General features: G+C 59.1%; 18 protein-coding genes and 1 pseudogene. 4 read left to right on the plus strand and 15 right to left on the minus strand.

Features of this window, described 5'->3' with window-relative positions; all coding sequences use genetic code 11:
- Window positions 1–80: 80 nt before the first annotated feature.
- The 10 genes from IFT58_RS07600 to IFT58_RS07645 form a co-directional block, all read right to left on the minus strand.
- The gene (locus IFT58_RS07600; RefSeq protein ID WP_249405621.1) at window positions 81–677 is read right to left on the minus strand and encodes a hypothetical protein; all 597 of its coding nucleotides are present in this window, start codon (window positions 675–677) and stop codon (window positions 81–83) included.
- Window positions 678–744: 67 nt separating this feature from the next.
- Complete coding sequence (locus tag IFT58_RS07605) at window positions 745–1,257, minus strand: hypothetical protein (protein WP_192094353.1); 513 nt, start codon at window positions 1,255–1,257, stop codon at window positions 745–747.
- A gap of 538 nt (window positions 1,258–1,795) precedes the next feature.
- Window positions 1,796–2,128, minus strand: coding sequence for a hypothetical protein (locus IFT58_RS07610; protein WP_192094354.1), 333 nt, complete (start codon window positions 2,126–2,128; stop codon window positions 1,796–1,798).
- 350 nt (window positions 2,129–2,478) lie between these two features.
- Complete coding sequence (locus IFT58_RS07615) at window positions 2,479–3,549, minus strand: tartrate dehydrogenase (protein WP_192094355.1); 1,071 nt, start codon at window positions 3,547–3,549, stop codon at window positions 2,479–2,481.
- 97 nt (window positions 3,550–3,646) lie between these two features.
- Window positions 3,647–4,042 carry a glycine zipper 2TM domain-containing protein gene (locus tag IFT58_RS07620; protein WP_188327374.1) on the minus strand — a complete coding sequence of 132 codons (396 nt, stop codon included), beginning with the start codon at window positions 4,040–4,042 and terminating at the stop codon, window positions 3,647–3,649.
- A gap of 195 nt (window positions 4,043–4,237) precedes the next feature.
- Window positions 4,238–5,188 carry a glutathione S-transferase family protein gene (locus IFT58_RS07625; protein ID WP_192094356.1) on the minus strand — a complete coding sequence of 317 codons (951 nt, stop codon included), beginning with the start codon at window positions 5,186–5,188 and terminating at the stop codon, window positions 4,238–4,240.
- Window positions 5,189–5,344: 156 nt separating this feature from the next.
- Window positions 5,345–5,587 carry a hypothetical protein gene (locus tag IFT58_RS07630; protein ID WP_192094357.1) on the minus strand — a complete coding sequence of 81 codons (243 nt, stop codon included), beginning with the start codon at window positions 5,585–5,587 and terminating at the stop codon, window positions 5,345–5,347.
- On the minus strand, window positions 5,584–6,132 hold the full coding sequence (locus IFT58_RS07635; protein ID WP_192094358.1) for a hypothetical protein: 549 nt from the start codon (window positions 6,130–6,132) through the stop codon (window positions 5,584–5,586). Before IFT58_RS07635 ends, IFT58_RS07630 begins: the two co-directional genes overlap by 4 nt.
- A 99-nt stretch (window positions 6,133–6,231) precedes the next feature.
- Window positions 6,232–6,855, minus strand: a complete 624-nt coding sequence (locus IFT58_RS07640; protein WP_192094359.1) for a hypothetical protein — start codon at window positions 6,853–6,855, stop codon at window positions 6,232–6,234.
- Window positions 6,856–7,221: 366 nt separating this feature from the next.
- Entirely contained in the window at window positions 7,222–7,407 is a 186-nt protein-coding gene (locus tag IFT58_RS07645) for a hypothetical protein (RefSeq protein WP_192094360.1), read from the minus strand.
- Between the two features lie 378 nt (window positions 7,408–7,785).
- On the opposite strand from IFT58_RS07645, the gene IFT58_RS07650 reads away from it, so the two are divergent.
- A complete protein-coding gene (locus IFT58_RS07650; RefSeq protein ID WP_192094361.1) occupies window positions 7,786–8,190 on the plus strand; it encodes a hypothetical protein in 405 nt (134 codons plus the stop codon).
- Window positions 8,191–9,983: 1,793 nt separating this feature from the next.
- Here the strand turns inward: IFT58_RS07650 and IFT58_RS07655 are convergent.
- From IFT58_RS07655 to IFT58_RS07675, 5 genes are all read right to left on the minus strand, one after another.
- Window positions 9,984–11,306, minus strand: a complete 1,323-nt coding sequence (locus IFT58_RS07655; RefSeq protein WP_192094362.1) for a hypothetical protein — start codon at window positions 11,304–11,306, stop codon at window positions 9,984–9,986.
- A gap of 174 nt (window positions 11,307–11,480) precedes the next feature.
- Window positions 11,481–12,200, minus strand: coding sequence for a DUF3800 domain-containing protein (locus IFT58_RS07660; RefSeq protein WP_192094363.1), 720 nt, complete (start codon window positions 12,198–12,200; stop codon window positions 11,481–11,483).
- Window positions 12,201–12,356: 156 nt separating this feature from the next.
- Window positions 12,357–13,040 carry a hypothetical protein gene (locus IFT58_RS07665; protein ID WP_192094364.1) on the minus strand — a complete coding sequence of 228 codons (684 nt, stop codon included), beginning with the start codon at window positions 13,038–13,040 and terminating at the stop codon, window positions 12,357–12,359.
- On the minus strand, window positions 13,033–14,325 hold the full coding sequence (locus IFT58_RS07670; protein ID WP_192094365.1) for a hypothetical protein: 1,293 nt from the start codon (window positions 14,323–14,325) through the stop codon (window positions 13,033–13,035). Before IFT58_RS07670 ends, IFT58_RS07665 begins: the two co-directional genes overlap by 8 nt.
- Window positions 14,325–15,308: a hypothetical protein gene (locus tag IFT58_RS07675; RefSeq protein WP_192094366.1), complete on the minus strand. Its 984-nt coding sequence runs from the start codon at window positions 15,306–15,308 to the stop codon at window positions 14,325–14,327. Before IFT58_RS07675 ends, IFT58_RS07670 begins: the two co-directional genes overlap by 1 nt.
- Before the next feature lie 342 nt (window positions 15,309–15,650).
- On the opposite strand from IFT58_RS07675, the pseudogene IFT58_RS07680 reads away from it, so the two are divergent.
- The 3 genes and pseudogenes from IFT58_RS07680 to IFT58_RS07690 form a co-directional block, all read left to right on the plus strand.
- Window positions 15,651–16,253 (plus strand): annotated as a pseudogene (locus IFT58_RS07680) (ATP-binding protein); the annotation flags it as partial.
- Window positions 16,254–16,479: 226 nt separating this feature from the next.
- The gene (locus IFT58_RS07685) at window positions 16,480–17,982 is read left to right on the plus strand and encodes a YifB family Mg chelatase-like AAA ATPase (RefSeq protein WP_192094368.1); all 1,503 of its coding nucleotides are present in this window, start codon (window positions 16,480–16,482) and stop codon (window positions 17,980–17,982) included.
- A 145-nt stretch (window positions 17,983–18,127) separates the two neighbouring features.
- Window positions 18,128–18,475, plus strand: a complete 348-nt coding sequence (locus IFT58_RS07690) for a hypothetical protein (RefSeq protein WP_192082228.1) — start codon at window positions 18,128–18,130, stop codon at window positions 18,473–18,475.
- Window positions 18,476–18,508 lie beyond the last annotated feature (33 nt).

Raw genomic sequence — 18,508 nt, forward strand, 5'->3', positions numbered from 1 at the left:
CCATTCTATGAAAAAGGGAATTTCCTTAAGGGGTGTTGCTCCATGTTGCGAGGATCCCGTTGCCGGGATCCCTGAACGCGTCAAGGCTTGAAGTACGTCACCTCGGGATGATTCACGCCGAGCTTGCTCAACCACTGCTCGTATTCGTCGTTGTTGGGTTCCTGCGCATCGCCCTCGCCACGCAACGGCGGGGTGCTGTGGGTCAGCTGCTTGCCCTGCGCGTCATACAGATAGAACCACTCGCAGAACTGGCAACCGAAGGGCAGCTCGCCGTACTGGACGACGAAGTACGGTGCGCCTTCCTTGTCCTGCACGCAGGCCAGGCCCACGGCGGTGTAGTCGGCCATTTCGGCCGGCTTGTCGAGGCTGCGCGTCTGGCCGTCTTTCTCAAGGTCCAGCCGGGTCTGCGGCGACGCGTCGTTGCCGGCAGCAGGCAGACCCGCCACGGTCAGGCGGGTTCCCTGGCATTCGATGTGCATTCCTGTCTCGTCCTGATGGGGGATGGTGGGCGTGGCCGCAGAAGCGGCCGACGCAGGTGCAGTGGGCGGTGCGGGCGTTGCCGCAGCAGCCGTCGGCGCAGCGGTGGCCGGTGCCGCGGCGGGGGCGGTTGCGTCCGGCGCATTGCATGCGGTGAGCAGCATCAGCGCCAAGGCAGGTGCGACCATTTTTGTCGTCATGTACTGCTCCGTGAAAAGGCGCAGGCCGGTCAGCGGGCTGCGCCGGGCTCAGTTCAAAGGGCGTGGGTCAGATCGACTCGTCCACCACCTTCTGCAGCTGCCAGCACGGCTTCTGCGCGAAGGTATAGGTCTGCTGATCGCTGGTGTCCGGCTTGTTGATGCGCACCTGCACGCTGCCATCGGCCTGCGGGGTCACCTGCATTTCCCGGCCCTGACGCGGCAACGTGGCCGTGTCGGGCATCACCGGCCATTCCACCTCGGCCAGCGGCACCTGCTTGGTGACCGGGCGCGGCTCCGGCTGTGCTTCGGCATCCACCGATTCAACCGTCAGCGGATCCGCTACGGACTTCTCCTGCAGGGCGATGTCATTGCTGAAGTAGGTCAGGAATCCATTGAAATCGGCATGCGGGCACTGCGCCGCCGTGGTGTCAGCCGCGGTAGCGGTAATGGGCGCAGCAGTAGGCGTCGCCGCCGCCGGATCGGCCGCAGCGTTCGTTTCGGCCGAAGGCGTGGGCTTGCAGGCGGACAGCGCCAGGCCCAGGGACAACGCCAGCAGGGTAAGGGAGCGGGACTTGAACAACGGATCCTCCTGATCGGTCGTGCGTCGCCGCAAGTGGCGCGCATGTGGGCGGAGAATAACGTGCCGCGTGTTAAGGGCTGTAGACAGGGGCTAAGCGTCTGATTCGATTAGGTTTACAAATCACTCCACGGCAATGATCCGCAACGCGCTGTAACTTACAGCTTTTCAGCAATTCCGCTGTAAACGTTGCAAATCAATGAGTTAAATGTGGCGTCCAGCGAGCCTCGCGGCATCATAGACGCAGATCGCTTCTGAACGCTGTAAAAAATCTGGATATAGCAAAGCTATGGGGACGGGGAACGACGAGCAACGCGGCCTCGGCGGCGTGAGCGCTTAGAACATTGGAGAGGTTGCTTGGGTCGCGGCAACAGTGCGTACGAGCACTGCTTGGCAGCTCCGCACCCAGAGACCGTCCATCCTGGGTGCTGCGCACAAAAAAAGCACGCCGCCCAAGCGGCGGGATGCCTGCTCGGTTACGGCGTGCTGGTCAAACAAACGTCGTGTTGGCCGACCTGATCCGACAGGCGTTGCGAGCGCGCTACGAAGGCCGCACGCGGAACCGCAGATCCATGGCGCGCAGTACCTTCACCACGGTCTGCAGCGACGGCGCCCGCTGCCCTGACAGCTCCCGGCGCAGCGCATCGGCCGACAGCCCACCGCAGGCGCGGGCGATGTCGTTGATGCCATGCACGTCGGCGAGCAGGCCCAAGGTGCGGACGAACAGCATGGCCTCGCTATCGCCTTCGCGCATGCAGTTGGTCAGCAGCGCGGCACTCTCTTCGGGGCTGCGCCGCGGGGCGTCAGGCAGGCCCGCGCTGGGCTTGCCGGTGGGCGGGGTGCGTTCTTGGTGTTCGAGGGATTTCTGCAGCATCGGTGGCCTCACATCGGGTTGTGGCCACCTGCCCGATTGCAAGGTGGCGGACGATGCGGGTTGCAGTACCGGTGAGCAAGCGCGAAAAGCCGGCGGATTGAGAAACATCCCCACACATCGCCCGCCATGGTTCCGGCAGGACGATGCATTCTCCGCCGTGCCCGTGAGGGCAAAACAGAGGTAATCACGCTTAGTCATGCGGGACTGCAATCCCGGCTGGCGCGTTGCGGCACCAGCGGGACCTATCGTGCGCAGCGGTGAACCTGCGGGTACATCAGGAAAGTTGCGTTGTGGGCGCGCCATGCGTCATCCGCGACGTCACTGCATTGGATGACGTAGCGAACGCGGAATCACCCCGCGACCGCCAAGGCCACCGCTTCGCCCAGCTCGCGCGTCGTCGCCGTGCCGCCCAGGTCCGGCGTCAACGGACCGCGCGCCAGCACACCCTCGACCGCCGCAAGGATCGCGTCGTGGGCCGCCTGACAACCGAGGAACTGCAGCATCAATGCCGCCGACCAGATCATCGCAACTGGATTGGCTACGCCTTTGCCATAGATGTCCGGCGCCGACCCATGCACCGGCTCGAACAAGGACGGGAAGGTCCGCTCCGGGTTGAGGTTTGCCGACGGCGCCAGGCCGATCGTGCCCGTGCAGGCCGGGCCCAGATCAGACAGGATATCGCCGAACAGGTTGCTCGCCACCACAACGTCGAATCGCTGCGGCTGCAACACGAAGCGCGCCGTCAGGATGTCGATGTGCTGCTTGTCCACGGTCACATCCGGATACGCCGCACCTACCGCATCGGCACGACCATCCCACCACGGCATGCTGATGGCGATGCCGTTGCTCTTGGTCGCCACGGTCAGGTGCTTGCGTGCGCGCGACTGCGCGAGCTCATAGGCGTACTTCAGCACCCGATCCGCGCCGTGGCGGCTCATCACCGTTTCCTGGATCACGACCTCGCGCGGGGTGCCCTCGTACATGATGCCGCCGAGGTTGGTGTACTCGCCTTCGGTATTTTCGCGCACGACGAAGAAATCGATATCACCGGGCTTGCGGCCGGCCAGCGGGCACGGCACACCCTCGAACAGGCGCACGGGCCGCAGGTTGATGTACTGATCGAATTCCCGACGGAACTTCAGCAACGAGCCCCACAACGAGATGTGGTCCGGCACGACGTCAGGCCAGCCCACCGCGCCGAACAGGATCGCATCCTGGTCCTGCAACTGCGCCTTCCAGTCGTCCGGCATCATCTGACCGTGCTGCTGGTAGTACGCACAGCTGGCCCAGTCGATGTGGGTGAAGTTGAACGACAGATCGAAGCGCTTGGCCGCCGCTTCAAGCGCGCGGAGGCCTTCAGGCATCACTTCCTTGCCGATGCCGTCGCCGGGGATGACGGCGATGTTGAACGTGCGTGCCATGGGGGCTCCCTGTGTGACGGAAACCACCATGATGCCAAGAAAAAGGGTCAGACCGCTCCCGGATGGCGGAAGCGCTCTGACCCCATTCTTGGCTTACTCAGCGCCAGCCACCGTTGTGGTGGCGACGATCATAGCCACGACGATCATCCCAGCGACGCTGGTCATGGCGGCGATCCCGCTCGCGGTAGCTGGTGCGCTGGTAGCGCTGGTCGCGGTCATAGCGATGACCACGGTCATAACGGTAATCGCGGTTGTTGCGGCGATCCTTGGTGGCGACATTACCAATCGCACCACCGGCCACCGCGCCGCCTGCCGTCATAAGCGGGTCGCCGTTGGACAGCACATGGCCCGCCACGCCGCCCACCACTGCACCCACCAGGGTGTTCTTGTCCTTGCGCGACAGCGCGTCTGCATTGCCTGCGGCGGTCACGCCTGCGGTGAGTGCCAATGCCAGCGCCAAGCCACGGAAGCTGAAAACAGTAGAAGTGAGCATCATCGGATCCTCTAATCGGGAAGGTGATCAGCTACGAAGCTGGCGGGTCATCAGTGCCCCCGCACAATCGAATCTGTGCCTCGAAGATTGCCGCAACATTGCGTACCCGGGGATGAACCGGCGCCTGTTCAGGTTGGCGCAAGCAACGCAGCCAGCGCCTGCAACCGGTTACAAGCCCTTGTTGCCGCTGTATTTTCAGTACGGCTCCGCTGGGCCAGCGGGCACGAGGCCGGACGGATTCAGATGGGCATGGCTTCCGTAATAGTGGTGCTTGATGTGCTGGAAGTTCACCGTCGATGCCACCTCTTCGATGTCCATCATCCGCTTCACGAACGCATGCAGGCCGGGGTAGTCCGCGATACGTTTCACGTTGCACTTGAAGTGGACGTAATAGACCGAATCGAAGCGGATCAGTGTGGTGAACAGACGGATGTCCGCTTCGGTCATGACGCCGCCCACCAGCCATTCCTGGGTCTGCAGCAGGGCATCCAGCTCGTCCAACGTCTCGAAAAGCGGCCCGATGGCTTCTTCGTAGGCCTCCTGCGTGGAGGCGAAGCCCGCCTTGTACACCCCGTTGTTTACGGCGTCGTAAACCTTGTCATTGATCCGGTCGATCTCACTTCGCAGCTCGGCCGGATAGAAGTCACCGGGACGCGCACCCAGCGCGTCATAGGCCTCGTTGAACATGCGGATAATGTCGGCGGATTCATTGCTGACGATCTCACTCCGCTCGCTGTCCCACAGCACCGGCACCGTCACCTTGCCGGTCATGCCCGGCTTCGCCGCCTGGTAGAGCTCGTGCAGGTAGGTGGCATTGCGCTCGGGGTCCGGCGTCACCAGCGGGCCAGGCGCGAAGCTCCAGCCGTTGTCGCCCATGTGCCAGTTCACCACGGACAACGGAATCAGGGTTTCCAGACCTTTCAGCGCGCGAACGATCAGCGTGCGGTGGGCCCACGGACAGGCCAGGCTGACATAGAGGCGAAAGCGGGCGGGTTCCGCCTGCACGGCCGGCTCACCGGTGGGGGCGTTGCCGCCGTCCGCCGTCAGCCATCTACGGAACAAAGCTTCCTCGCGATGGAATTGCCCATCGTCGCCCGCTGCACCCGCCGTGCCCTTCTGCCATACGCCATCAATCAACATGCCCATCGGGGAACACCCTCCTCTTCAATCAGTGTGGGTGACCGCGATGTTGGCTATGCGGCCACGCTTCTGTTGTAACGGAGGGGACGACAACCCGCGGTGAGGGCTGCCGTCATGCCGTGAGTGCGCGTGGTGTTTCGCCCCGCGTGAATCACAGGCGGATTACTTGCCCCAGCGCCATTTCGGCGGCTCGCCTTTCAGCCAGCAGATCAGCACGAGCACCAGCACCACGGCCCAGGTATAAAGCTGGAATTTCAGCATTTCACGGGCGGGCGGAAACAGGAAAAAACCGGCGATCAAGGCGGCTGCCGCCACGGTGTAGATCACCCAGCCCTGCCATGCGCTGGGAAGTCCCCAGCCCCATCCGTAGGTGCGCGAGGTAAACCAGTAGTTCTTGTTGCTCATCCTTGCTCTCCTTCATCCTGTAATGGCGCCTGGCGCGCGGCCAGACATGCACGTATTTCCTCGTACAACGGTCGATCGAGCACCAGGTCGGCCTTACCGTGAACCGGTATGCGCAGTGACGCTGCGCCAGCGCGGAGGGCGAACACTTCGCGACCTGTTTCCGTCTCGAATCTGCCCAATTGCACGCTCCCGGTGCTGGTTCCGAGTTTACGACGAGGGAGTGCCAGCGTTGAAGCATCCACTGCGTCGTCGAACTGGATGGCCGATAGTGGAATGGTTGTGGAAACGAACAGGGCGGAGGATGTCAGTGTGTCGCCCTGCACGGTTATGTGTGCGCTGCGCGCCTGGTAGATCAGGCCTGCCGAGACAGTAAGTACCAAGGCGAGGGAGGCACCCAGCACGATGTGCCTGGAGCGGATACTGGTGCCTTCGGCGATGGGCCCGCGCCAAGTGGCGGCCACTGCCAGTGCGGACAGCAGGCAGATTGCCAACGGCAGGGCGTAGGCGCTCGACAGCGGGACGTGGAGTGTTGCTTCACAGATCATGCGTCCTCCTGGTTTGAAGACACGGTTACCCTAACGCGTTGGGCTGACATGTCTGCTTTCAAAAATCGCGCAGCCTCTTGGTAGTCTGCACTGTGACGGCTACTCCATACCGCCACCGCTCATTGGCGCTGCCATGTTCATGGACTTCGGCATGTTGGGTCTCAGCGAAATCTTGAAGCCGAGCACACGCTCCAGCTTCGCAATGGTGTCCTTGAGACGGTCTGCCTGATCGGCATCCCCCGAGATGTAGATCAGCACACGATCCTCGCCAGGAAAGCCCGAAGACCCCGTGATCCCTGGAATTTCGCTGTAGATCAAGGACCGGTGTCTGTCCAGCACCTGATGAAACTCTTCGTTCGTGTAGCGATGGCCTGCCTCGAACACCACACGCGTCGCCCCACTCGGCGTCCGCGCAACCCTGTTCGGGACGGAACCCGGCCCTTTGAGCTCAACGAGGATGTGCTGGTCTGGATCGTGCTGGATGGAAATATCGGTCAGGCGCTCGGCAAACTCTTCGCGTAGCGACTCCGACACAGGCATGAGCTCGCTTTGGATGGCCATACGTGAAACCGCATCGTCGATCGATACGCCGGGATGCCGTGCCACGTAGCTTCTGACGAGCATTTCCAGTTCCAGCATCGCCTCGGTACCCGGCGGCGGTATCTGTGCTGCCGCGGTGGAAGAGACGAGTGCTAGGGCGACGGCTGCGGATATCCTTTTCATGCTGCGTACCTCTCCATGTCCATCATGGTCGTTGCCTGTCCTGGGTTTGACGCTAGCAGAAAACCTCGTTCTGAGCTGCGGCCGACATCTCAGCGCGCACTCACAGCCATAATGGATGCACGCACGGGTGCTCTCGCGTACCGCAGGCAAGTGGCACTGCTGTCCTGCGTCTTGGCCCTATACGAAAACGCCGAGCGCGACATGGACGCGATCCGCAGCGCACGTCGCTCACTGCTACCAAATCGCTCCTGCAGCCGACCCACCGAGACACGCTTCTTGGCAGGTCTCAGAGCTTTCTTTTGACCACCTCCTGCGGCATCGCCTTGCCCGGCCTCAGGTCGGCTACCAACTACGTGAGCTTCCGATTTACCTCCTCCAGCAGTCGCAGCCGCTTGAACCCGGACGGACCTTGCCAGCCGTGCGTTTGCGCCGCACGTAGAACATCACCCACGCGATACGAATGTTGCGGCACACCTCACCGACCGCTATTCCCAGCTCGACTTTCTTGAGCGTGCAGGCAATCTGCTCCTCGGTAAAACGGGATCTCTTCACCGCTTCATTCCTTGCGATCCACGGGGCCCATGCGGGGCAAAGTCTCTAGTCTAATCCGACCCGCTCTTTTCAGGGGGCGGGTTACCAGACAGATTTTATTTTCGGAAACTGCAAGAATCTTCGACGACCGCAAGCACTGATCTAAATAACGGAGCTGTGTTGCAGTGAGATCGCGCCAGCGCTCTCCACTTGCATCGTAGGTGACGGCACCTAGCTAGACCGATCCTGAAACTCATGCAAGAGAGTTGGTTCGAGCGGACTATACTTTCACAAGTACCGGCCTTGAGTTAGGCTATGTATAAGGAGAAACTGGGTGAAACCATCCGACTCTGAAGGAATTAGAAATTTACGCAGTATTCGCTATCGGACTCGCCACGTATGAAATCGGAAGAAAAAAAGAAGCTGATCTCTGACATCGAAGCATCGGACCCCGTCAATGATCTCTATGCCAAAGCAATCAAGGTAGGGTTCGGGCACGAATGGCGCGATCCCGCGCACAAGCTCGAGCAGGTAACAGCATGCATGGCTGCCGCCGGTATTTCCACGATCGCAGAGGGCGAGCAAATCATTGCTCGTCACGCTGCCGAACTTGAGGCATTCATGAAGAATGTATACGGTGATCGGGTCGGCTACCGGTGGGAAGTATCGCCTGGCTTTGTTTTGGTCTTTGCGCTTATCTACGATCAGCCAAAAGTATTCACAGCAGAACGTCTGCAAGAAATGGGCTGGGATGAAGATCCTATTGAGCAAGTGCGAAGTGCCCTGGATCGTTCCGGAAAGTGAAGAAGGCCTGATAGAGGCAGAAGTTATCAATCGTGATCTCCCCGTTGCTCATCACAGTCATGATGGGCACTGAGCGGCAGATCTCAAAAAAGTTGTACGCCACGATCTGCCTCTAACGGTTGACCGAAAGCGTAAATCCCCGGCATTCTTGCCGGGGATTCTTTCAATCGCTCTTCAAAGAATTGCGCTCCCTCCGTCTCACTCAGCCGGCAGTTCATGGCTCGCAACAGAGTGATCTCGCACAGGGTTACAGTTGGTCGATTCTGACTTGACCTAAGCTAGCTAGAGTAGGCAGGCCCGAAACGCCATTGGAAGATACTTTGAACGGTTTTGGTCACATGCAGTCCATCAAGTATGAGGCCGCTCGCGAAGTGCTCGGAAGCAGACGTGCAGCACTTGCTGCAGGGCTGGGACGTCTGCGTGCAGTTTGGGACAGTGAGAGCGTCGAGGTCACCAAGATTCGAGCCGATATGCGCACGACTGCCGCCGCTATTCGCTAACTAGACATCTACCAAGACTCCACGTTGGAAGCCGTTATTGACCTGTATCGCCTCAGATCTGCTCGATGGAGGCGGTCTAATGATTCATCGATGCCGACGCCGCTCGTGGCGTGTCTAGCAAAAAAGGCACAGAAGGCCTGACAGAGTCTTAGGTCATCATGTTCCCTCTATTGAACCAGAACAACGCGCCCCGACGGCCGCCCTCTAGACATTCCAGTCACCATGCCGCATCTGGTTTTGCGAGGGAACAGTACGCTCATTGATGCACAGGGTGTTGCTTAGCCGGTCGGCACTTGGCCGGCCTCTCCCTCGCGGCCCCGAAAGCGAATAATTCGCGGAACGAGGCTCGTTGCATATCTGCTTTGTAATTGCAGACTTGGGCATAGCTCTGCGCGTCTGACGGGTTTTAATTGGACCCTCCGGACAGCCTTGCGCGGCCGGCAACCCGCTGACTTGTTAGCCAGGCCAAGTCACTTTATGATCGGAGGCTGCCAGGGCTGGAAGCCCTTATTGGAGACTTATGCGTTCAATGCGCGGAATCAATCGCTTGGCGGCGGAGAAGTACTGGTGCCCTGATTGTGACCAGGAGCGATCCCTTGAAGATGTTGCGATCGAATGGAAATGCCCGGATTGCGGCGAGCGGATCCATGTCCGTGCAGTAAGCAGCGACGGAAATGAGCGCATTGTGATTGTGAGAATGCGCGCATCCGAACTTCAACAAGACGACCTGCTTCTTATGCCAGGCCAATTGGACGGCGACTCCTACCGAGTACTCGGAGTAAGTGAAGTTAAGAACAGACTCGGCATAGGGCTTCGCAAATGGGGCCGCTACGCGGTTGATAAGGACGAGCCGGTAAACTGCCGACTTGGCACCTGGACTGAGGACTAGCTCATCCACGCCGAACTCGCTTCACGGTTCAGCAGGATCGGCCGAGGCGTACGGCTGCTTGTGGCCGGTAGCGGACATCAAGGGATGTTCTCGTACCAGTCCTCATCGATGTCCTCCTGGACCACGTGGCCAAGGAGACAAGGACACGGCGCTGGGCAGATCGGCTATGCCTCGCAACTGCGCTGACCGTCAGTTCCTCCGCTGAAGTTGAGTTCAGCGCGTCGTCGCATCGCTCACCCTCCAAAATCTGCGATCAACTTCCGACCGACTGCTTGATCCACGCGCTTGGCATAGCAAACTAAAAGTCGCGGACGGTAACGCCATGAACAGCAGCTGGCTGCTTTTAGCTTCGTGACCGTGGGCGACCTCCATGCAAGGGCTCTAGGAATGGACTCGTCCTCCGATCAGCTTCTACGTAGTTCTTCTGAACGTGAAGCGTACCAACGTATGCACTGCTCAGCCGCTATTCGCGCGCATACCACCAAGCTTTGGAGCTGTTCCTGCGGGCATTCCTTACCCATCACACGATAGTTGGCCTTTGCGTGAGCGAGCTGATTCCTGGTGGCAGAAAGAACAGCCGCCAGGTCCACGAGCGCCTGATTGCGATTTTCCGAAGAGCTCGATGAGTGTATCTTGGCCAGGCTGCGGAGAATTGGCGGTGAATGCAGCTTCATAGGAAGTGGATCACAGCAACGTTCGATCGACAAGCGAAGCGCCTCTGCGTCGCGGGTGAAGACTCGATTCTCCTCGAACAGCACAAGGAGGCCATCCATGAACTCAGCATTGGGGTTGAGTGCATCCTTTGAGAGTAGCCGCTTACGCAGATCCTCGTACTGCTTTTCCCTAACCACGGTTGCAGAAACGTACTCAATGCATTTGACGTAGGCCAAGAGCGCCGCATCCCCCATAGACAATCCATTCACGCTGTTGAATTCCGAGAGCACCGCCACTAGCCCCGGGCCCGTGAGCAGCGGCCTCATGTTGTTTGCCCGCTCTACAAGGTCGCCGATCTCCTCATCCTCCGGATACTCGATGTCAAATTCCACAGGCCGAGGTGCCTCTGAGAAGTCCAACCCGAGAGTAACGTGCAATTCAAACAAGTAAGCTTGGATCAGAGCATTCGACCCAGCTATCGTCGCGCCCATGGGATGATGAACTTCGACGAAGAACTCGTCCCAACCCAGCGGAGGGTTGTACTTATCGTAAAAATGATCCTTGACGACAATTGCCGCGCCGAAATGAGGCGATGGTGAAAGAAGAGAGACAGAGACCGGACTCCCTTCTATCTCACCGATAATCTTTCCTCCTTCATTCTCCGGCGAGCCGATCCTGCTGACAAATCCGTCTGACCTCAGGTCCCAAGACTTCATCCTGACTACGGTTCGAAACTTGGAGTGATAGGTCAGACCATCGCATGTGGATGCCGGGTCGGTCACCTCAAGCGACAGCTCTATCAGGTCACGAATCGTGAGTTCGGCATCAACCTCCGATCGCGGAAAACTGAGGGTTAGAGACGTCCCCGAAGCAAACGTAACTTCTTCATCCAAGTCGACATCAAGCTCGGAATCTAGCTCGACTCCCTGCCACTCGACTCCGAATGCAGAGCCCAGTCTAACGATTGCATCTTGCAAAGCCGCCTGAAGCTCTGGTGGGTCAAAATTAATCATTGTGGTGATGTCAGAAGTTCTTGTCGTCGCTGGATTCAGTGAGTTTGATGGAGTTTTCATATCCAATGCAGTATGCAGGCCTCCTAGCCTCTAGTCCTACGAAGCTGATGTTTGAAGCAGGCTGGCATCACCCAGGCGGTTGAATCTGTCCGAGCTCACTGGCCGTTCGCTTGGACTGGGGACTTCCGCTCCCCGGATCGCGATAGCTATTCAATGGGCGAAGTAGACTACGCCCTATTCCTCGCCCCCCGGCCATAGCTTGTACTTCGTAGGCCACATGATCCCCAGGTCCTCGCGCAGGTAGCGAAGCAGCTCGACCTTAATGCCCCGTGCCTCGTCACTTCTATCAGCTAGTTGCTTGAACCACATGTATACGTCCGCGAGCTGAAGCAGCCTAGAGTGATGTGAGTGCGCGAAATGAACCGTGTCTATCACGCGATCTATGTCTTGGCCGTAGGCGTAGAGCGTTCCATTCTGCCGATACTGCGCAAGGCTCCTGACCGAGCGTTCGACAACTCCACCATGCTCAAAGTCGCCAATCATTAGCGCAAGCTCTTGCCGTCCTCTGCAGAGCTGGTTCACCTTTTCCACGAGAAACATAAATGCCATCGCCTCATAGTCCACGCCTCTGGCTATTCGCGCCACGTCCATTCGCACGACCACCCTAAAGATACTGTCTGGCCTCGCTATAACCTGTGCCAGCCTCTTAAGCACTTCTAGGCGCCGATCTGGGCGAATCCACCGCCTAAAGTTCCTATTTCCCGAACAGATGTCAGTTGCATGGAACTCAGTTGATGGAAGAAGATCGTAGGTTCCAAAGCACTCGTACCCAAGGGCGGACAGGTCGGACTCCACCTCCTGCAGAATTGAATCGCGCATGGCCAAGCCACCGAGCCAATAGTACGGCTGGCCGTCAGGATTGGGCTTCACCTCATCGAAATAGCAGATCAACATAGAAGTGCCCCAAGGCTTCGAGTAGGTCAGATGCGACCGCTTGGCTTATACTTTGATGCGATCCGTCCGAGGAGACCACGATGGGGCGCGCTAGTACCGACGTGAAGCGCGAGCACTGAGCGAGAGATACGAATCTCTCTCCACCTGCAGATGTCACTACTCTTCCAGAGCCTCCTCCATAACGCTCCAGAGCATATCAATCGCAGTCCGTGGCAACGTCGTACTAATGGAACCGTTGCGCACCAAACTTAGGCGCCACTTCCCGCTATGAGCATCGGTGTGCACGATGTCGATCTTGCCTATACAGCGGCGGTGCTGGGGATAGAGCTTCAAGGCTCTCTCAAGTGCATCCTGCTGATCCGTTATCGCGATGTCCGCAACGACATTCTCGGCGAGCTGGGCTCCGGCGATTCTGACCGAAGTAACCGTGCAAGTGCCAAGTATCGACTGCACCAAGCGCTTGACACGTATTAGGTCAAGTCGAGGCGATTGAACTGTCACATTGTGGTCGAGCAGAGTTGATATGAACATCATGAAGCTGCTCACAGATCGCGGAGGACTGGCGATTACCAAGCCGCACCGCGTAGGCCGCAAGATAAAATTCGTGATGACGAACCCCACTCTCTCTACCGTAGAGGTGGCACCGCCCGGCAGCAGCTCCTGCTCATCATAGGAGAACTTTTGAAAGTATCGCCCCTCAATGAAAGATCTACCCGCCTTGGTTAACCGCACTCCATGACTGACCTCATCATTGAACTCGGACTCTTCCAGGCGTTTTCTCAGCAGCGCAAACTGCTTGGCAGAAACCGACCACTGATAGAAACGATATCGACTAGCCATGCTGTTGTCCCTCAATGCCTGATCCGGCCGAGTCGCTTGGAGTAGATTGTTCATCGACGATGGAACTTGAAGACGGTGCCGCGATGGCACTCTCTGAGTCGCCGCCACTCGAGTCTGATGGCGGCCCAGAGAAGCCTGGGTCCACCGCTTCAAGGGCACTTACTGATGCGTCCTCCAAAAGCCTCATGTAGTGGGAATTCTCAATATCCGTGCATGGCCTTGACGTTTTAACGAACTCCTCTCCATCTCCAGACTTCTTCCGATCAATGACCCCTTTGACTTTGTATCGAAAGCCTATGCAAGCTTGCGGGTTCTCAAATGCCGCTTCAAACTGAACGATCTTACCCTTCTCAAATTCTTCCTCACCTGTCCACTCCATACCATAGAGGAAGAAGTGCTTCTTCATCATCTGAAACTCGGGGCTAGTCAATAGTGAGACTCCTCGAAGGATTGCGCCTCGAACTTGATTGCCTACGAGGTCGAGGTCTGCTTCATTCAGATCTTCCTGGTCGTTCTCGGCGTCAGAGCCGTCACCGTCTTCATCGCCTTCTTCTTCGCTATCGAGCGATGTGTCGACGTCTTTTGAGTCCAGGCCGAAGTGTTCTGAGCGCTCCACCTGCACCTTGCTAACGTCCGAAAGCTTCATTCCTTTAACCCCACCTATGAGGGTAAGGAAGAAAGCCGTCCTGCTCTCGGCGCTGGGCAGATGAGAGAGCTCGATCTTGCGCGCCGCTACTGCTTCTTCCTTCTCGGCGGCCATAGCTTTTATTAGCTCATCTACAGCGGCTGACATCTTTTCATTCGCTTCATGACGCACGCTAACGCCCTGTGGCCCTATCTCCAACCTAATCGAACCATCTCGAGTACGTTTTTGTCTTAGTCGCGTTTTCGCCGGATCGAGCTCTGAATAGGTTGCAGACGCCAAAAATGGCCCTCCCGCAGACTTCGTGACAGTGATCGAATCGAATAAGGGCCCGATCTCTCCCTTTTTCAATTTTTCCAAGGCTTTACGAACTTCTTCGGCAGAGAACTTACCCACAACTGTGGCGGATGTGTACCGCTCGGCCCTATCCGCCCGCGCTGTTCTATCAAGCAGCCAGTTTAGATCTTCGAGATCCAACGTCCACATTGAGATCTGGTCAAAGAGGTCTGCCTTCGTGGCGTCATCGGAGACGATCATTCCTCGGCGCAGAAGGAATGCCCGCAACACGTCCAGCGTTAGCTTTTGCTTGGATGTCTCGAGTAGGTCGCGAACGTCCTTGTTATCAGCAAAATACATAGCCATCAACGCTCACCCATTCCAATTTCGACCTGACTAAAGACCGTCACAACATTTGTAATTGTCTCCAACTTCACTCGACCCAGACGCTCTCGCACCTCTTGAAGGTCATTGAAGTCCGACACGTAAGCATCCACCGCTTTTTTGAATAGAGCGGGGGCTTCTGCAACGGCACGAGCCATACGGAGAACGATCTGATCGCAATTGCTTAGCAACTGATAGCGAAACAGGTAGTCCAGGATGTACTTGAACTCATCGATATGCTCTCCTTTCCTGGAGTAGTAGACCAAAGCGCCTGTCGCAGCTGGGCCAACAGACTGGTCAAGGATGTACTCGCACACGATGAGAGGGCCACAAAGAGACTCGATCGTCGCAGATTTAGCTCGTGGCTGCCGAGATGGCTCGCCGATCAAGTCTGGGTAAAAGAACCAGAACCTTGATTCATCCACCGGAAGCTTCTTCTTTCCCTTTAGAGCTACGATGTCATTTGCCACAGTGACAAGGTATGCAACCCTTTCCGGATCAACAACGTGGAGGACGGTTGAGGAAGAAAGACCCGTTTTTGCTGAGTTCGCATCTGCTAGCAACTCATCAAAGTTGCCCGAGTACTCCCCGTCGTGGTTGTAGACAAAGAGCAACCCACGCACATCCCACTTCGTGTCAGATGCCAAATACAGCGTTTGCCAAGCGTCACTGACGGCCGCACAAGCGGCAGACATGCCCAAAGAGGCGACTGCCTTTCTCACCTGTTGCTTGGTTACCGACCCCTTCGCGAAACTCTTGAGGTCCGTAGTGAAATATATGGTCGAGTCCAGATAGGGATGCTTGTACCGAAAAACAACATCGCTCGGATGCGTCTTCTTCTCATGCTCTTCAGATACGCAGTCCCAGTTCTGATCGCTGGGGAGGACTCTCTCCCAGCCGAATATTTCAAAGATGTCGCCCGACACCTTTTCGGCCATCTTGGCGATATTCGCAGTCTCAGACATCTCCCCCCCTGGAAGTCTTACGGCGCTACCACACTCGCTAATGCCTCGAGGCAAGGGTGTGAGGGCGCTCCATGCGCCCTTACGAAGATTATCCAAATTCAATGGTCCTTTCCACTAGGCCATTTCCGGTGGGGCCATGAGCCGCCTATCTCCCGACCAGTATTTGAAATGACGGGCGCCAGCTCCCTTGCGAGCGCCCACCTCGATTTGACAATGTGTCGACTTGTCAGGCAATTCGACCGCTGATTTCCCGATGGGGGTCAGTGAGGATAGGCGCCTACACGCTCATGGATGGGTAGAGACCTTGGAGATGAAGCGTTACGCGGCTCTATCTGACAACCTTGGGTTGACAAGTCCTAAGTTCCCGAGTGGTCACGCAGTGCGTTGGAGATCCTGCGTGAGCCATTGGAGTCTGGCCATATCCTTATCAGCCGGGCGGCACGCAGCGCGGTGTTCCCTGCGCGGTTCCAACTGGTGACGGCGATGAACCCCTGCCCTTGCGGCTGGGCGGGTGATCGCAGCAATCGGTGTCTATGTACCAGCGAGCGTATCCAGCGTTATCGCGGTCGTGTGTCTGGCCCGCTGCTGGATCGCATTGACCTGCATGTCACGGTGATGCGGCTGTCGCCGGAAGAGCTACGGGAAGGTGCACCTGCGGGCGAATGCAGTGCGGATGTGCGGGCGCGTGTGATTGCAGCGCGCGTGCGGCAGTTGGCGAGTGGTGCGCTCAATGCGCATCTGGACAGCAAGGCGCTGCGTGCGTGTGCTTCGCTCGTGGAGGCGGATCAGGGGTTGCTGGACCAGGCGATCAAGCGGTTGCAGCTATCGGCGCGTGCGATGCATCGGATTCTACGGGTGACGCGGACGATTGCGGATATTGCCGGGTGTGAGGACATCGGGACGGAGCATCTGGCGGAGGCGATCGGGTATCGGCAGTTGGACCGTGGGGCGCTTGGTAGGCATCTAGGGGGCGGTGGGATTGGCGCGCGATCAGGCATTCCGCCGAGCGTGGCTCGGCGCTACCGAAAGTGCGGTGTGGACGCCGGAATTCGAATAACTTCGCCCTCAATCTTTAGAGGGTTGTCGGCCTACCTTCGCAGTGATTGATCTCCGACTGATCCCCCACACGATCCCAGCCCACACTGGTCACACCACCCCAAGGGACCCTCCCATGAGCCTCGCGCTGGTACACAGCCGCGCCCGCTCCGGTGCCGATGCGCCGCTGGTTCGTGTGGAGGTGCACCTGTCCGGCGGATTGCCCGTCACACAGATCGTCGGCCTGCCGGAAACCACCGTGCGCGAGTCACGCGAACGCGTCCGCGCCGCCCTGCTCTGTGCACGCTTCGACTACCCGCAACGACGCATCACCATCAACCTCGGGCCGGCCGATCTGCCCAAAGAAGGCGGCCGCTTCGATCTGGCCATCGCGATGGGCATCCTCGCTGCCAGCGGCCAGTTGGATCCGCAGCAGGTGGTCCGTCATGAGTACGTGGCCGAACTGGCGCTTACCGGCGAGCTACGCCCGGTAGACGGCGTGTTGCCCGCCGCCATCGCTGCCGCTGAGGCCGGCCGCACGTTGTTCGTGCCACCCGCCAATGCCGCCGAGGCCGCGCTGGCGGAACATGCGGATGTGCGCGTGGCCCGCACGCTGTTGGAAGTCTGTGCCTCCGTGGATAACCCGGCGCGGTTGCCGCGAGCCGAAAGGGAGAGCATCGAAGCCGATCCGCCGCTGGACCTGACCGACGTACGGGGTCAGGCGCATGCGCGGCGCGCTTTGGAAGTGGCTGCGGCGGGCGGGCATCACCTGCTGCTGATCGGCAGCCCGGGTTGCGGCAAGACGCTGCTGGCGTCGCGACTGCCCGGCATCCTGCCGGAGGCCAGCCAGGCCGAGGCGCTGCAGACGGCTGCAGTGGCGTCGATCAGCGGCAGTGGATTGGACCCACGACGATGGCGGCAGCGGGCGTTCCGTGCGCCGCACCATAGTGCGAGTGCGGCGGCGCTGGCGGGCGGCGGCAATCCGCCACATCCCGGGGAAATCTCGCTTGCGCACAATGGCGTGTTGTTCTTGGATGAGCTTCCCGAATGGTCACGCAGTGCGTTGGAGATCCTGCGTGAGCCGTTGGAGTCGGGCCATATCCGTATCAGCCGGGCGGCACGCAGCGCGGTGTTTCCTGCACGGTTCCAACTGGTGACGGCGATGAACCCCTGCCCTTGCGGCTGGGCGGGTGATCGCAGCAATCGGTGTCTGTGTACCAGCGAGCGTATCCAGCGTTATCGCGGCCGGGTGTCTGGGCCGCTGCTGGATCGCATTGATCTGCATGTCACGGTGATGCGGCTGTCGCCGGAAGAGCTACGGGAAGGTGCGCCTGCGGGCGAATGCAGTGCGGATGTGCGGGCGCGTGTGATTGCAGCGCGCGAGCGGCAGTTGGCGCGCGGGGCGCTCAATGCGCATCTGGACAGCAAGGCGCTGCGGGCGTGTGCGTCGCTGGTGGAGGCGGATCAGGGGCTGTTGGAGCAGGCGATCGAGCGGTTGCAGCTGTCGGCGCGTGCGATGCATCGGATTCTGCGCGTGGCGCGGACGATTGCGGACCTTGCCGGGTGTGAGGACATCGGGACGGAGCATCTGGCGGAGGCGATCGGGTATCGGCAGTTGGATCGTGGGGGTGGTGTGTAGGGGGCGGTTGGGGGTGCGGGTGATGAGGCATTCCGCCGAGCGTGGCTCGGCGCTACAGAGATCGAGGGATGGCAGGTGGCTGACGGGCGTGCGATAGAATGACGCGTGCGGCACACAGGCCGCTTGGCCGTGCTGGAGCCTTGAAGTGAAATCGATCTGGACGTTGATGCTGGTTGGCCTTTCCGTGGCAGCCCCGATGAAGGCGCATGCCGCTGATACCAGCGAGGGTGCGTTGTATGCGGTCAATGCGGCGGCGCTGGCTGCTGCCATTACCCACTGCACCGCGCGTCATGGCGAGTTGCAGCAGGGATCGCCGGGCGCGGCGTGTTTTGTCCGTGCGCGCGGGATCCTGGGGACGTTCGGGTTGAAGCAACGTTCGACGGAAGTGGCATCGCGGTGCAAAGATCCGGCGCAGTTCAATACGTGCCTGACGCCGGAGATCGCCCGGATGACGCATGCGTTGAATGCGGAATTTGCGAAGAGCGGGATCTGAGGGAGCCAGAGCTGACGGCCGGCGGCCGTCACT

It is taken from the genome of Stenotrophomonas sp. CFBP 13718, assembly GCF_014842145.1.
In the GTDB taxonomy this organism is placed as follows: Bacteria; Pseudomonadota; Gammaproteobacteria; order Xanthomonadales; family Xanthomonadaceae; genus Stenotrophomonas.